Below are 14,754 nucleotides of genomic sequence, written 5' to 3'. Positions count from 1 at the left end.
AATTTTTACAATGTTGCGTCGTTTTTTTGCTTACTATAGACCCTATAAGGGATTGTTTATTCTTGATTTCTCCTGTGCTATTGCTGCTGCACTGCTGGAACTAGTCTTCCCACTGGCGGTTAACCGGGTAGTGGATGATATGCTGCCAAGTGGGAATTGGAAATGGATTCTCTATTCTTGCCTCGGTTTGCTGGGGATATATATCGTCAGCGCCTTTATGCATTTTGTCGTTACTTATTGGGGGCATAAGCTGGGGATCAATATCGAGTCGGATATGAGAAAAAAGCTATTTGATCGTGTGCAGAAGCTCTCTTTCAACTTCTTCGATAATAACAAAACAGGCCATTTGGTCTCGCGGATGACAAATGATCTGATGGACATCGGTGAGATTGCCCACCATGGTCCTGAAGATTTATTCATAGCAGTGATGACGCTGCTTGGTGTATTCGGTATCATGCTTAGCATCAATTGGCAATTAGCTATTCTAACCTTTGTAATTGTCCCGCTGATGATTTATTTATCCATGTACTTCAGTCGCAAAATGTCCAAAGCGTTCCACATCATGTTCGCGGACATTGCTGACTATAACGCACGCGTAGAAAACAATGTAAGTGGGATCCGTGTTGTGCAAGCTTTTGCTAATGAGAATCATGAAATTTCCCGTTTTGCAGTTAATAACGAACGCTTCCGTATTACGAAGCTTATGACCTATCGAATTATGGCTTGGAATTCATCCTTTAGCTTTGTGCTTATGAAACTGGTCTCATTATTCGTACTCGTGTGCGGAACCTATTTTGTAATCCAGAAGCAAATGACTTACGGTGAATTTATTGCTTTTGTGATGTTGTCTAATGTCTTCTTAGGACCTTTGCAACAGATTAACTCGGTCATTGAGACCTATCCTAAAGGGATCGCTGGTTTCAAACGTTATCTTGAACTGCTGGAGACGGAGCCAGATGTTGATGACGCAAAAGACGCTAAGCCAGTGTCTCATCTGTCAGGGAATATAACCTTCCAGGATGTAGCTTTTGCTTATAGTGATAAAGAAAAGGTACTAACCAATGTGAACTTATCGATTTCGGCAGGAGAGACGGTTGCACTTGTGGGTCCATCCGGTGCTGGTAAGACGACACTTTGCAGCTTGCTGCCACGCTTTTACGATGTAAGCGAAGGCAACATCTCTATTGATGGAATAGATATTCGCTCCATGACGTTAGAATCACTTCGTTCCCATATCGGGATTGTACAACAAGATGTATTCCTGTTTGACGGAACCATCCGTGAGAACATTGCTTACGGCAGATTGGGAGCTTCCGATGAAGAAATCTGGGAGGCTGCGGGACGCGCTCAGCTGGAAGAACTGATCAAATCTCAGCCTGCCGGGCTGGATACAATGATCGGTGAGAGAGGCGTCAAGCTTTCTGGCGGCCAGAAGCAGAGGTTGTCCATCGCCCGGATGTTCTTGAAGAATCCGACGATTCTCATTTTGGACGAAGCAACCTCTGCATTGGATACTGAAACGGAGTCCGCTATACAAGAGGCCCTCGCCGAGTTGTCTGAAGGACGCACAACACTTGTTATTGCTCATCGCCTTGCAACGATCAGAAATGCGGACCGTATTGTTGTCGTTGCGGAAGGCGGCATCGCAGAACAAGGTAAGCATGAGGAACTGCTGCAGACTGCCGGAATATACAGCCGATTGCATGAAGCGCAGTTTGGAGCTTAAGTAGCTGAAGGGATCACTAGAATATAATTTTGGAGGGACACGATGAATAAACAACTGGAATTATACGATGTAACCATTATTGGTGGCGGACCTGCTGGGATGTATACAGCTTTTTATAGTGGAATGAGAGACTTGAAGACAAAGTTAATTGAAGCGAAGGATGAGCTCGGAGGAAGAATGCTTATTTATCCCGAAAAAATGATCTGGGATGTAGGAGGCGTAACCCCAACTCTTTGCCATCAACTGATCGGTCAGCTCAAGGAGCAGGCTCAAACCTTCGATCCGACTATTGTGCTGGGTCAGCAAATTATGAATCAAGAGAGACAAGAAGATGGGACGTACATCTTGACCTCTTCTACTGGGGAACAACATTGGACCCGCACAGTCATTTTGGCAATTGGTTACGGAATTCTACAGATGGCAAAGCTTGAAATTGAAGGTGCAGATCGTTATGAGGTGACGAATCTTCATTATACCGTTCAAGAGCTGGAGCCGTTCCGCGGTAAAAGAGTGCTAATCTCCGGTGGAGGCAACTCCGCAGTAGATTGGGCGAATGAATTGGAGCCCATCGCTGCAAGTGTGACGATTGCGCATCGCCGCGAACAGTTTGGCGGACATGAGAAAAACATTGTGCGGATGAAGGAATCCTCAGTCAATGTCCGTGCGCCATATGCAGTAAGCCAATTACACAGCAGTAATGGTGAAACGATAGATCAGGTTACGATCAGCCATATAGAGACAGGTGAAACAGAGCAGTTTGAAGTGGATGCTGTCATTGTGAATCATGGTCTGAAGAGCGATTTTGGTCCGTTAAAAGAATGGGGCCTTGATATGGGCGAGTGGTGTGCGAATGTAACTGATAAGCTGGAGACCAATCTTCCGGGTATATTCGCAGCAGGTGACTTTGTGGATTATGCGAGCAAGGTTCGTTTGATCGCAGGCGCTTTCACTGATGCGGCTCTGGCGCTTAATAGCGCAAAGCTGTACATTGACCCGACCGCGGCCAAAGTCGCTTACGTATCTTCTCACAATGAACGGTTCAAAGAGAAGAATAAAGCGCTTGGAGTCGTTGACGACCACTAAGGATAGAGGCTTCTCAAACCATAAAATCTGAAGTTTTATATAAAGCGTATAGGGGATCTTATCCATTTCGAGCGGAGAGAACCCTTATACGCTTGCTTTCTATTTTATGGGTTATTAAGTCTAGCAGTCTGGAAGGGAGCAGGAATGAAGCTATCAAATAATAACCCGGTTCATAGAATTTATCTGTTAAAAGAGGCAGGGAAACGCCAATGCGGCGGCGGTCACATCAATAAACCCCAGATTGCCCAGTCCCCACTCTTCCTGACACCAATAGAAGCTATCGTTCAAATAACCATAGAAGGAGAGACAGTAGCTCTGAAAAATGGTGAAATTCTTTTTCTAAGCGCAGGTGCGACTTATCAAATTAATGCTCCATTAGAGACTGTTATCTCTGTTCTAGCAATTTCCTATGAGGTATATGGGCTAAGCAATAGCACGGAGCAAGAATTGGTCTATGGACTTTGCCGTGAAATTTTTCCGGTCAATGGGATTTCACCTATACGTACGACGAATAAAATAACCCGCTTATTCAGCGAATTGGAAGATGTTGCTGCCAATAATTTAGAAGCACAGGCAGATAGAATTCAATCCTTGCTGTATCAGCTACATCAACTGGTCGTAGTGGCTGACGCTGAAGCAGACATTACGGATAGTTCATATTTCAGAATGCTCTCTTATATCCACCAGAATTTTCAAAGGGAGATTACGCGGGAGATGATGTCTCGAATGATGGGCTTCAATCCTCGTTATTTCTCAGTATGGTTCCGCAAGCAGACGGGTTGGAGCTTCACCGAATATGTAGCTCATTTAAGAGTAAATAAAGCGAAAAAAGACTTGATGTCCAGCAAAGCAACAATACAGGAAATTTCGCAAAAAGTAGGCTATACAGATGGACTATATCTGAGCCGCAAATTCAAGCAAGTCACCGGGATGACCCCAACAGAGTTCCGTTTGCGTCCCAAACCGAAGCGGATAGTAGCGTTACAATTTTTAGGGGATTTACTTGCGCTGGGAGTGAAGCCTGTCGCGGTTGAAGAAGATGTGATGAACTACTCATTGCTTTTGCTGCCGGAACTGGCGGGTGTGCGATCATTTGAGTTGCAGGGATGTCCGGCGGAAGCGGACTGGTCTGGGCTAGAAGCCGATCTAGTTATTGCACCGACCTATCTGAGCCCTCGTCAGCTTAAATGCATGGAAAAGTTGGGTCCACTAGTTACTGTGGAGTGTGATAAAATGGACCGCCTGGAACAGATTCGTTTATTCGGCAGACTGCTGGGAGAAGAGGAGCGGGCAGAGGCATGGATAAGGCACTATCATTTGAAAATAGATTTGGCCAAGCAGCGCTTGTCCTCATTAATTGAATCTGGTGAAACGGTAGCGGTGTATGAGATTAGGCAAGATAACAGTATTTATATCTGGAATTATACAGCCCGAGGGGTGTACAATCTGTATCCAATGCTGGGGTTAATTCCACCGGACAAGGTAAGGTCAGATGTTCTGGAGCGGAATGATCATTTATGCATCTCACTGTCGGAATTGCCAATATACGCGGCTGACCATATGTTTGTGGTTGTATCAGGACAAGAGGACTGGATGTCGAGAACACGTAAACGGATTAGTAAAAGCGCGGTTTGGCGCAATCTTCCAGCATTCAGGAATGAATGCATATATTACCTGAAGCTTGAGGAATTTTGGGGCAGCGAAGGGCTTGCGCTCGAACGCCAGCTGGAAATACAGACAGATTTGTTAACCGGCCATAAATTAAGCTGACAATCGTCCATAGCTAAATTGATGTATTAGCGTGTATATATGTTTTCCCGCGGAGACGGTATATTAAACAAAGATCTTAATGATATTGATTATCAATATCATAATAATATAAAGTCTCAAGGGGGATTTACATTGTACAGAATTATATCGTTAGGAAAAACAAGCATGATAGCTGTTATGCTTACGCTGGTGCTGCTGTTGAGCGCATGCGGACAAGCCGCTAATCAGGGGAATGCTCCAGCTAGCACGTCGGCTGAAGTGGCTAAAAGCACTAATGATTCTGTAGTTGCCAGCACGGAGCAGGCTGCTGATACAGAGTATTGGACATACGAAAGCGACAAAGGCCCGGTGCAGATCCCACGCAATCCACAAAGAGTTGTGATTCCGGTACAAGACTTTATTGGTGATCTTCTGACGCTTGGCGTGACGCCCATTGCCGTTGCCGGGAATGACATCTTGAACCATCCATATTTCAAAGAGGCGCTGACAGGTGTAGAAGTAGTAGGCGATGACATGACGGTGTCCCTGGAGAAAATAACGAGCCTCGAACCGGACTTGATTATCACTTATCAGGAAGATACCTATGAGCAAATCTCTAAGATTGCTCCGACTGTCTTTATTCCTTGGGGCAAATACGACTATAAGGAACGATTGATCGAGATCGGGAAAATCTTGAACAAGGAGCAGCAGGCTGTAAAGTGGGTGGCGGATTTCAATCAGAAGCTGGAAGCGAAAAAAGCGGAATTGGCTGATCTGATCGCAGCTGACAAAAAGGTGGCGATCTTTGAAATTGCCGGTAAAGAGCTGTATTTATACGGTTCATCATATGGGCGCGGTGGAGAGATTATATATAACGGATTGGGGCTGCATGCACCTGATCTTGTCCAAGAGGCAGCCTTTAAAGAAGGCTGGGCTTCCCTCTCACTTGAAGCGTTGCCCGAGTACTTAGGTGAAGCTGATTATATCTTCCAAGGCTTCAGCCGTGGTGTGGAGCAGGATAAGCTGGACATTCTGGACAGTGTCTTCTGGCAGAACCTGCCTGCTGTCAAGTCGGGTCATGTATTCACCTACGATCTAAAAACTTATTATCTATCCGATGCTTATGCGCTGGACAAGCAGCTGGATGAGATAGTTACGTTGCTGAAGTCTCTTCAATAAGTTAATTTCAAAAGAGTAAAAGGGGATGTTCGCTGAGCTATAGTAGCTCAAGGACATCCCTTTTGCGTATTTATATTCCAAGTTAAGGGAGGTTATAGATTCCATTTGTTGCATAAAAAAGCGGTGTAGAACAAATAGTATGAGCAGGAGGTGTTAATGATGGACCCCTTTAACTCTACTATTTTGGACGATAATCTTAAAGAGCTTCAAGAAAGGCTTGGCCATAGCCCTGATATTGTTATTCGTAGAATTAAATCCACTACCACACAGGTTGAGGTAGCTGCCGTATATATTGAGGGATTAATAGAAAAATTGAGGGTCAACGAGTTTGTGGAGCATGCGATGTCGTTCGATAAGCTAGGTGAAGAAAACCCGGTGGTAACATCCGCTGAAGATATCTTTTTGTATATGAAAGAAGTGGCGAGAGGGATCGGAGAAGAACAGACACTTGAAGATTGGGATGTGCTTTTTGAGGCTTTATTCTCTGGGGATACCATTCTTTGGGTCAACGGGATAAGGGCAGCTATCAGAGGGAATACAAGCGGCGGTGAGGTTAGAGCGGTATCGGACGCTACAACTCAAGTAGCCATTCGTGGCTCCAAGGAAGGCTTCACGGAATCTATTGGGACGAATATCTCTCTGGTGCGCAGGAAAATAAAAAGCCCTAATCTCTGGGTGGAGTCGATGAAGATAGGAGACGTCACGCAAACGAATGTATCTATTATGTATATTCATGGGATCGTCAATGATAATACCTTACAGGAGCTTAGAACTAAGCTGCAAAGCATTGATATAGACGGGATTCTGGAATCTGGATACATTGAGCAATTTTTAGAAGAAACTCCCTTTTCGCCGTTCCCAACAATATATAATACGGAACGTCCTGACAGTGTTGCAGGAAATCTTTTAGAAGGACGAGTTGCTATTTTTGTGGACGGGACCCCGTTTGTGCTGATTGCACCTACAACCTTTTTTATGTTTTTACATGCCGTAGAAGATTATTACCAGCGTTATGATATTACGACTTTGATCCGATTATTGAGATTTATTTGCCTTGTTATTTCGTTATTTGGCCCAGCGTTATTTATTGCAATTCTAAACTTTCATCAAGAAATGATCCCAACGGCCTTACTTATTAATTTTGCTTCACAAAGGGAGGGGGTTCCATTTCCGGCTTTTATTGAGGCTATGCTGATGGAATTTACCTTTGAGATTATACGTGAAGCAGGAATTCGTATGCCATCCCCTATAGGCCAAACTGTGTCGATCATTGGGGGCTTAGTGTTAGGACAGGCAGCCGTACAAGCCGGTATTGTCTCTCCTGCAATGGTTATTGTAGTTTCACTTACAGGAATATCCAGCTTTGCTACTCCCGCTTTTAATATGGCTCTTTCCATACGTATCTTGCGTTTCATCATTATGTTTATCGCAGCCTTTATGGGGCTTTATGGAATAACGATCTTTACTTTTATTTTGGTTGCTCATATGTGTAGCTTGAAATCGTTGGGTTTTCCGTATATGTCTCCATTTGGTCCTTTTATCGCTGAGAATCAGAAGGACTCGATCTTGCGTGTGCCCTTGAAATATATGAAAACTCGGCCGCGTCTTGTTAGCCAAAAAAATAATACTCGACTTAAGGTGAATGATGGGAAGCCGGGGAGTGGCAAATGAAGGTCGGATGGATGATGCGTTCATTTATTTGTATATGCTGCTTAATGTTGCTGACAAGCTGCTGGAACAGTCGGGAATTAAACAATTTAGGCATTGTGACTGGTATAGGTGTGGATAAGGTGCCGAATAAAGAGGAATATCATGTTACTTTTCAGATTGTGAATCCATCCTCAACAGCCACAAGTGCAGGAGCTAGCACCGGACAACCCACGGTCACTATTTATTCTTCTACGGACCGTACGATCTTTGGCGCTTTTCGCAAGACTTCAAAAAAGGCGGCAAGACAGATGTTTTTTGCACACACGCAGCTATTAGTTTTAGGCGAATCTACAGTGAAGAGCGGTATTGATGGGATTTTTGACATCTTTGAAAGGTCCCATGAGCTGCGGCTCAACACGAATGTTATTGTAGCCAGAGATACGGAAGCATCCTCTATTCTGAAACTATTGCTTCCCGTAGAAAGCCTGCCTGCAATTGGGATTATTAAAAAGAGTAAAAATACCGCTAGAATATATGGAGAAAGCCGGGATATCAATGTTTTTGAGCTAATTAATGGTCTCAGTGGAGAAGGGTCAGTGGTGATATCCGGAGCCAGAATTCTTGGAGACGCTGAAGAAGGAACTAAAAAATCCGGGATGGAGCAAACTAAAGTAAAAGCACTTGTCACAATGAGCGGGCTTAGCGTATTGAAAAAAGGGGTTTTTCAGGGGTGGCTGGATGGCCCTCTTGCTCGGGGGGCACTATGGGTACAGAACGAGATTAATGAAACCAGTATTAATGTAGATTCAAATGAGGTTAAAGATTCGATAGCCGTTAACATTAATTATTCAAAAACAAAAATTAAGATTGAACTCCGCAATAAAGTACCCGTCATTCATGTAAATGTTGTGGAAGAGGGGACGCTTAGTGAGGCACAGAGTTATATTGAGCTAAGTGATAGAGAGGTAATCGTTCAGTTGGAACAACAAGTGGCTCTTAAAACTAAACAGGAAATAACCCAAGCCTTACAGGCTGCTCAAACTATGAAATGCGATATTTTCAATTTCGGGAATGAACTGAAGCGCACAAATCCAAAAGCATGGGAGACTGTTAAGGACGATTGGGAGTCAGTGTTCGCGGAAGCGGAAGTGGATGTTTCTGTAGAGGCCTATATTCGCAGTGTTGGAATGAGATTAGAGCCGAAATTGTTAAAGGAAAAATGAAAGTGTTCAGTGAGAAAGGTGGGAGAAGGCCACTTTATGAAAAAAGAAACCATCAGCGCGAGTCAATTATTTGCTTTGATTTTTTTGTTTGAATTGGGAACGGCCCTTGTGGTACCGATTGGACTTGAAAGTGGCCATGCTGTCTGGATTGCTATTCTGTTAGCTTTGCCCGGTGGACTTCTTTTGTATTTGATTTATGTTTATTTATACCGGCAATATCCGGGCATGATTATTAGCGGGTATACAAGAAAGATACTGGGCAATGTATTAGGCTGGCCGTTAAGCTTAACATACATTCCAATCCTTCTCTTCAATGGCTCTCGAAATCTGCATGAATCAGGTGAGTTGTTAATAGCTGCTTCTTACGACAGAACACCCGTGTTCATCATTTATGCAATGATGGTTGTTGCGGTAATTTACATCTTAAATAAGGGGATTGAGGTGTTTGCGCGGGCGGCTGAGATTTATATGCTGATTATAATATTATTGGGCTTGACCAGTTGCTTTTTGGTTATTGCCGCCGGACTTGTAAAACTAGATAACTTGTTTCCGTTACAGGCCTCGGATTGGAAGAATGCATTGAAATCAGCCTATCTAAATATATGGCTATTTCCGTTCGGGGAGATGGTATGTTTCACTACGATTTTACCTCATATCAAAAAAACCAAGGTAGCAAAAAGAACCGGAATCATCGCAATTACTTTATGCGGATTATTACTCAGTTTTACCCATGCCATCGAAATATCCGTTCTAGGAACAGAAATCTACAGTAGAGCCAATTTTCCGATGTTCACTACGATAACGTTAGTAAACCTGGCCAATTTCATTCAACGTTTGGACGCGCTTGTGCTCTTAACCTTAATCATTGGAGTCTTTTTTAAAATGTCAGTATATTGCTACGCTGCAATGGTAGTCACCGCGGATCTATTCAAGGTGCAAGACAGCAGAAAGCTCGCCGTTCCCGTTGGTATTGTTGTTTTGTTCGGGGCTTTTATTAGTTCAGCGAATTATCCGATACATATGGACGAAGGAAGGATATTTCTGAAATATATTTTGCCGTATTTCTGTGCCGCTGTACCTATTCTCTTGTGCATCGTTCATTACATCCGCAGAAAATTAGGGAGCATAGGTTAGTTTATTTTATTTGATGGATTTATTGCTTCTATTTCGGATAGAGGATGTAATTGTAATAACAAAAGGTAAGGAGATAAAAACGAGCATAGTTATTGATTCCTGTATGCTTGTAGCTGCAAAGGAGTCATAGATCGTCCGCATTGAAGCGGTGAGGTTTTCTCCTGATAAAAGGTCGATGATTACTGCCATCAGCAACCCCATAAAAGCAAGCATGAAATATAGTAATAGTAATTTCATATTGATCAACTCCATTTGCTAGATTAACCTTAGGCTAAATGTATTATTACCTCTTGAGTGTTTTTGTAGTCAAAAGAAATAACAAATCCCCTACTGCTCCAACGTTGTTGGAAGCAGTAGGGGATTCTAATTTAAGCGCATTTTATTGTGTAAGCCAAGCAGCCAGTTCTTCGGTCTGGGATAACACGGCAATTGGATCATAGTACCAGGACCGTTCTTCTTTCCATACATAGAGATGGCCTTTTTTTACAGCGGGTAGGCTACTCCAGATTGGATCAGCTTTGTAATCAGCTTCTGTACGGTTATTGGAAGTTAAGATAATATAATCTCCTGCGTATTTAGCGAGTGCCTCTGTAGAGATTTCCGCCCATTGCTTCTCCATAATTTCTGCGGCCACAGCTGTAGGGGGCTTACGACCCAGCGCCTGATAGACAGGCTGTCCGCCTCGGCCAAAGTTATCGCCATAGGCCCAAATGGATTTTCCGCCGTCTTCCATGATGGAAAATGTTGCATCTGCAGGGATTACTTTGTCTACTTTGGCTTTAGCTTCAGCTATCCGTTTGTCGTAATCTGCAAGCCAGCTTTTGGCTGCCTCTTCCTTACCAAGGAGTTCTCCGAAATAGGTTAATTCGGCATGAGCATCTTTCAGATCACCATATGGCACAACGATGGTTGGAGCAATTTTGCTTAGTGCTTCATAGCTTTCAGCTTGTCCAGAAATAATCAAATCAGGATTAAGTGCGATGATTTTTTCAGGTGACATTTTGCCGTAAGTTCCAGTGTCTGCAACTCCAGTAAGTGCCTCCTTAAAATACATATTCTCCAGTGTTAATCCGGGAGCACCAACAGGAATGGTATCTAGCGCAATCAGACTGCCCAGATATTCCTCAGCGACAATCCTTTTAGGTTGAACAGGGATTTCAATATCACCATTTATAGTAGTGACCTTTTTAAGAGCAGCTGCTTCAGTAGTTTCTGTTGGTTGACTAGTTTCGGTAGGTACTGCAGTTGCCGATGATGTGTTGCTGGTGTTACTGCCTGTATTCCCCACAGAATTATTGGAATTCCCGCAAGCTGATATGACTAGAATTAATGCCAGCATGAAGGGAAAAAGAAACCAATGGGTTTGTTTGGAGCTATTTTTTCCTGGATTATGCAATTTGTTGTTCCCCCTATGTATATTGATTATCATTCTCAATAAGAACTTTACAAGCTTCACCGGGTATTTACTATGGACGGATATGATCTCAGCTTATGCAAATTTATGATGTCATTACCCGTAGCAATTCTTGAAGCTGTGCCTGTGAGGACAGTGGGTCAAATCCGTAGAACATATCAGCCTGGTTCAGAATATATACCCGTCCGTTTCGGACTGCATCTAATTGCTTCCAAGCTTTAGAATGTAGTAGGCGAGTAAAACGTTGTCTTCCCTCAGATGATGAAGGGATGCTAGTGATAATAATATGGTCAGCAGGAAACGATACGATATCCTCAATAGATGCCTCTAAGTACCCGGAATCTGTGATCCCTTTTTCAATAATTACGGAGGGGGGCTTGAAGCCAAGATCACCGTATAGAATTTGGCAACCTCTGCCGAAGCTGCTACTGAAACAGTAGGCGGATCGGGAGCTAACCTCCCACACGATAGCCGTACCTCTCTCCATTCCTATAGCATGGTTTAATAACCCGTTGGCGGTAAGACAAAGTCTGTCATAATGACTTAGCCACTGTTCAGCACGCTGTCGTCGATTCACAACCTCGGCAATCAGAGCAAATTGCTCTCGCCAACTCATTTGCATAAAGGGCAGCTCGATAACCGGAGCAACAGGAGTCAGAATCTTATTGTCGGGTAGACTGTAGCCGATAATGACATCTGGTTTTACCGCAGCTACTGAGTCATAGAGTAATGAAAATTTACCTTCGCTCATTTGAAGCTGTTTGGAAGCGGGAACTTGTTCCAAGCTATGTTGCCATTCGGAATAAACCCCGAGTTGAGGCATGATTTCCAGTACTCGCAGGCTAGCGGTGTGATTATAGTTCAGGGCAACGACCCGTTTATTCTTATTCTGGTAGGCTGTAGGTGAAACGCCAACAAACTGCTTGAATTTTCGGCTCAAATAAGTTCCCTCTTCGTAACCAACCTCATGTGCCAATGTTGTCAGATTGGGAGAACTGGTGAGGATTCGTTGCTGGGCTTTACGGATTCTTAGTAGTGTAATATAAGCACTGAAGGATAGACCTATTGATTTGCGAAAGGTTCGCGAAAAGTGCTCGGGGCTCACTTCAGCTAAAGCAGCCATTTGATCCCGTGTGATATCTTCATTGTAATGAGCTTCTATATACTCAGTCACCCGTTCCATCCAACTGCTTGATCTTTCTTTATGGGATGTCAGTTCACCATGAAGCTCCACGATGAACTGGGTGAATAGCTGCTGGACCCTAAACGGCTTTTGTTTATCAGCGTCTATCCAGGCACTGTAAAGCTCACCTGCCAAGGCTATCAAACGAGTGGAGGCATGGTGGACAGGGGAGTTGTCATTTATAAAAATGTCCTCATTTTTACTCTGGGGTATACAGGAATACTCAATCCATATCCCCCTTAACTGTAATTCAGGTTCCATCTTCAATAAAGAAGAACTACTAAGGGCTATTAAGCTTCCGGCCATGACCTTGTGTATCTTACCGTCTATTTCAAGAAAACCTTTCCCATCCCAGATCATCATAAGGCTGGAATTAGTAGAAGAAATGTTTGAGGCTGTGTAGTTGGTTATTCCCGATAAGCTGATGACCCGAAGGGGCATATAAAAAGGATGGGATGGATAAGGCATCCCGTCGGATTGGATCTGCATGTAGTAATCCCCTTCTTTTCATTGATAATCATTCTCATTTATAGTATAACAGTCTTTCTTACTATTGACTATAATGATGCTTATGATAGTGTTTAAAATAATCCACGAACGGAATAGGGTTAGCTGATAAGAAGGGGTTGAAGTCATCCATGACGACCTGGAATTTACAAGGAACTGTAAGTCACTTATTAATATGTAACGGTAGCAGCTGCAAGAAACACAAAGGTGAAGAGGTAGCTGAAGCGATAGAAGACGAGATTGAGAAGCAGGGCGCACAAAGTCTTATACATACGACTGTGACCCGTTGTAATGGAAGATGTTCAGATGCTTGTGTGGTGATCGCTTATCCCGAAGGTGTGTGGTACAAAGAGATTACACCTAAGCTGGCGAAATCATTAGTGCGGAAACATTTGCAGGGGGAGAAGCTTGAAGATCACTTGTTATACACCTATGATGGACAATTGATTGCTTCAAATGAAAAGGGCGCTAAAGGGAAAAAGAAAAAATAGCAAGGCTTGTAAGTACCTTTTAGCTGCGGTTCTAACCCTGTACAGAGGAATATCTCGTGCAGGGTTATTTATTTATAAACAGGGGAGGATTATGATTGAATCGGATCATGACCAGACTCGTAATAGGACTGTGTGCTTAATTAAGGACATCAAATTTGACTTGCAGGGCTAACGTTGACTATGCTATTAAAAAGTGAATGAAATAACACAGTATATATGATGGTTTATAGGGGAGAGGGTACGATGGAGAGGCTGCAGGTGTGGCCAGAGAAGTTCAAAAAATTTTTTCTGAATAATAAATTTGTAGTAGTGCTGCTCATTATGCTGCTGGTTGGAATTAATATTCTGGTATTCTCCAAAATACCGTTTATTTTTAAGCCGATATCAGTATTGCTGCACACCGTGGCCGCACCATTATTACTGGCAGGTATAGCTTATTATTTGCTGAATCCGTTGGTAGATAGGATGGAGAAAAGATCCCGAATAAAACGTGTATATGCAATAATCATCCTATATTTGTTGATTGCTGGTCTCATCACGCTGGTTTTGTTTATGGTCATTCCAATTATACGGACTCAGCTATCAGGTTTGATCGACAATTTTCCAAGGTATAGTGAATTAATTCAAGAACGGTTTATGGATCTGACCGGAACGGAGTTCTTTGGGCAAGTTCAAGATAGTATCGGAACGAACCTTAGTGAGATAACATCTAAGATTACGGCGTGGGGCAGTTCTTTTCTGAATAATGCCTTGACGGGTGTTGGCAGCTTTGTAGGAGCCCTTACAGAGATTGTCTTGGCGGTTGTAACGACGCCATTTATTTTGTTCTACTTGCTTCGCGATGGAAAAAAATTGCCGGATTATATTCTGAAGTTTGTACCTACTTCTCTGCAGCCGCAGACTCGTATGGTCATGTCGGAGATGAACAGTCAGGTATCCTCTTACATACGCGGGCAAATTATTGTCAGCTGCTGTATTGGTCTGCTGCTCTATATTGGCTATTTAATCATTGGTTTGGAATACTCTCTCGTTCTGGCTATTGCTGCTGCTTGTACAGCAGTTGTTCCTTATCTGGGCCCGGCAATCGCGATTACACCTGCCCTAATTGTGGCGATGGTCACTTCTCCATTTATGTTGTTGAAGATGATTATCGTGTGGACAGCTGTTCAGCTGATTGAAGGGAAATTTATCTCACCACAGATCATGGGCAAGACGTTGAAGATTCATCCGATAACCATTATTTTTGTAATTATATTCGCAGGTAAAATGTTTGGAATTCTGGGGATTATCCTTGCAGTTCCGGGTTATGCGGTACTTAAGGTGGTATTTACACATCTTTTTGAATGGTTCCGGTTTCGATCCGGCTTATATAAACAGATTGAAGAGAATAAGGAATAATGTGGAAGGGTGAAATG

12 protein-coding genes are annotated in these 14,754 nt (G+C 43.2%); 9 read left to right on the top strand and 3 right to left on the bottom strand.

Annotated features, from left to right (window positions below):
- Window positions 1–10 precede the first annotated feature (10 nt).
- The 7 genes from MKZ16_RS22415 (at window position 11) to MKZ16_RS22385 (ending at window position 9,744) form a co-directional block, all read left to right on the top strand.
- On the top strand, window positions 11–1,726 hold the full coding sequence (locus tag MKZ16_RS22415) for an ABC transporter ATP-binding protein (protein ID WP_076104415.1): 1,716 nt from the start codon (window positions 11–13) through the stop codon (window positions 1,724–1,726).
- Between the two features lie 42 nt (window positions 1,727–1,768).
- The gene (locus MKZ16_RS22410) at window positions 1,769–2,809 is read left to right on the top strand and encodes an NAD(P)/FAD-dependent oxidoreductase (protein ID WP_036676089.1); all 1,041 of its coding nucleotides are present in this window, start codon (window positions 1,769–1,771) and stop codon (window positions 2,807–2,809) included.
- Window positions 2,810–2,953: 144 nt separating this feature from the next.
- The gene (locus MKZ16_RS22405) at window positions 2,954–4,579 is read left to right on the top strand and encodes a helix-turn-helix domain-containing protein (RefSeq protein WP_076104416.1); all 1,626 of its coding nucleotides are present in this window, start codon (window positions 2,954–2,956) and stop codon (window positions 4,577–4,579) included.
- Window positions 4,580–4,711: 132 nt separating this feature from the next.
- Window positions 4,712–5,737, top strand: a complete 1,026-nt coding sequence (locus MKZ16_RS22400; RefSeq protein ID WP_256715456.1) for an iron-hydroxamate ABC transporter substrate-binding protein — start codon at window positions 4,712–4,714, stop codon at window positions 5,735–5,737.
- A 156-nt stretch (window positions 5,738–5,893) separates the two neighbouring features.
- Window positions 5,894–7,408, top strand: coding sequence for a spore germination protein (locus MKZ16_RS22395; protein ID WP_143759018.1), 1,515 nt, complete (start codon window positions 5,894–5,896; stop codon window positions 7,406–7,408).
- A complete protein-coding gene (locus MKZ16_RS22390; RefSeq protein WP_038572463.1) occupies window positions 7,405–8,610 on the top strand; it encodes a Ger(x)C family spore germination protein in 1,206 nt (401 codons plus the stop codon). The genes MKZ16_RS22395 and MKZ16_RS22390 overlap by 4 nt, the downstream gene beginning before the upstream one ends.
- 36 nt (window positions 8,611–8,646) lie before the next feature.
- Window positions 8,647–9,744 carry a GerAB/ArcD/ProY family transporter gene (locus tag MKZ16_RS22385; RefSeq protein ID WP_076104418.1) on the top strand — a complete coding sequence of 366 codons (1,098 nt, stop codon included), beginning with the start codon at window positions 8,647–8,649 and terminating at the stop codon, window positions 9,742–9,744.
- Between the two features lie 6 nt (window positions 9,745–9,750).
- Here MKZ16_RS22385 and MKZ16_RS22380 read toward each other — a convergent pair whose 3' ends face one another.
- The 3 genes from MKZ16_RS22380 to MKZ16_RS22370 form a co-directional block, all read right to left on the bottom strand.
- On the bottom strand, window positions 9,751–9,981 hold the full coding sequence (locus tag MKZ16_RS22380) for a hypothetical protein (RefSeq protein WP_036676096.1): 231 nt from the start codon (window positions 9,979–9,981) through the stop codon (window positions 9,751–9,753).
- A gap of 142 nt (window positions 9,982–10,123) precedes the next feature.
- Window positions 10,124–11,140 carry an ABC transporter substrate-binding protein gene (locus MKZ16_RS22375; RefSeq protein WP_305953728.1) on the bottom strand — a complete coding sequence of 339 codons (1,017 nt, stop codon included), beginning with the start codon at window positions 11,138–11,140 and terminating at the stop codon, window positions 10,124–10,126.
- A 103-nt stretch (window positions 11,141–11,243) separates the two neighbouring features.
- Entirely contained in the window at window positions 11,244–12,830 is a 1,587-nt protein-coding gene (locus MKZ16_RS22370) for an AraC family transcriptional regulator (protein WP_081393357.1), read from the bottom strand.
- 149 nt (window positions 12,831–12,979) lie between these two features.
- Here MKZ16_RS22370 and MKZ16_RS22365 point away from each other — a divergent pair, with 149 nt between their 5' ends.
- Both MKZ16_RS22365 and MKZ16_RS22360 read left to right on the top strand, forming a co-directional pair.
- The gene (locus MKZ16_RS22365; protein WP_036676102.1) at window positions 12,980–13,339 is read left to right on the top strand and encodes a (2Fe-2S) ferredoxin domain-containing protein; all 360 of its coding nucleotides are present in this window, start codon (window positions 12,980–12,982) and stop codon (window positions 13,337–13,339) included.
- Window positions 13,340–13,582: 243 nt separating this feature from the next.
- Complete coding sequence (locus tag MKZ16_RS22360) at window positions 13,583–14,737, top strand: AI-2E family transporter (RefSeq protein WP_036676105.1); 1,155 nt, start codon at window positions 13,583–13,585, stop codon at window positions 14,735–14,737.
- Window positions 14,738–14,754 lie beyond the last annotated feature (17 nt).

Origin of the sequence: Paenibacillus sp. FSL R5-0928, assembly GCF_037970385.1 — a bacterium.
In the GTDB taxonomy this organism is placed as follows: Bacteria; Bacillota; Bacilli; order Paenibacillales; family Paenibacillaceae; genus Paenibacillus_AQ; species Paenibacillus_AQ odorifer.
This window is presented reverse-complemented; position numbering and strand designations above follow the sequence as displayed.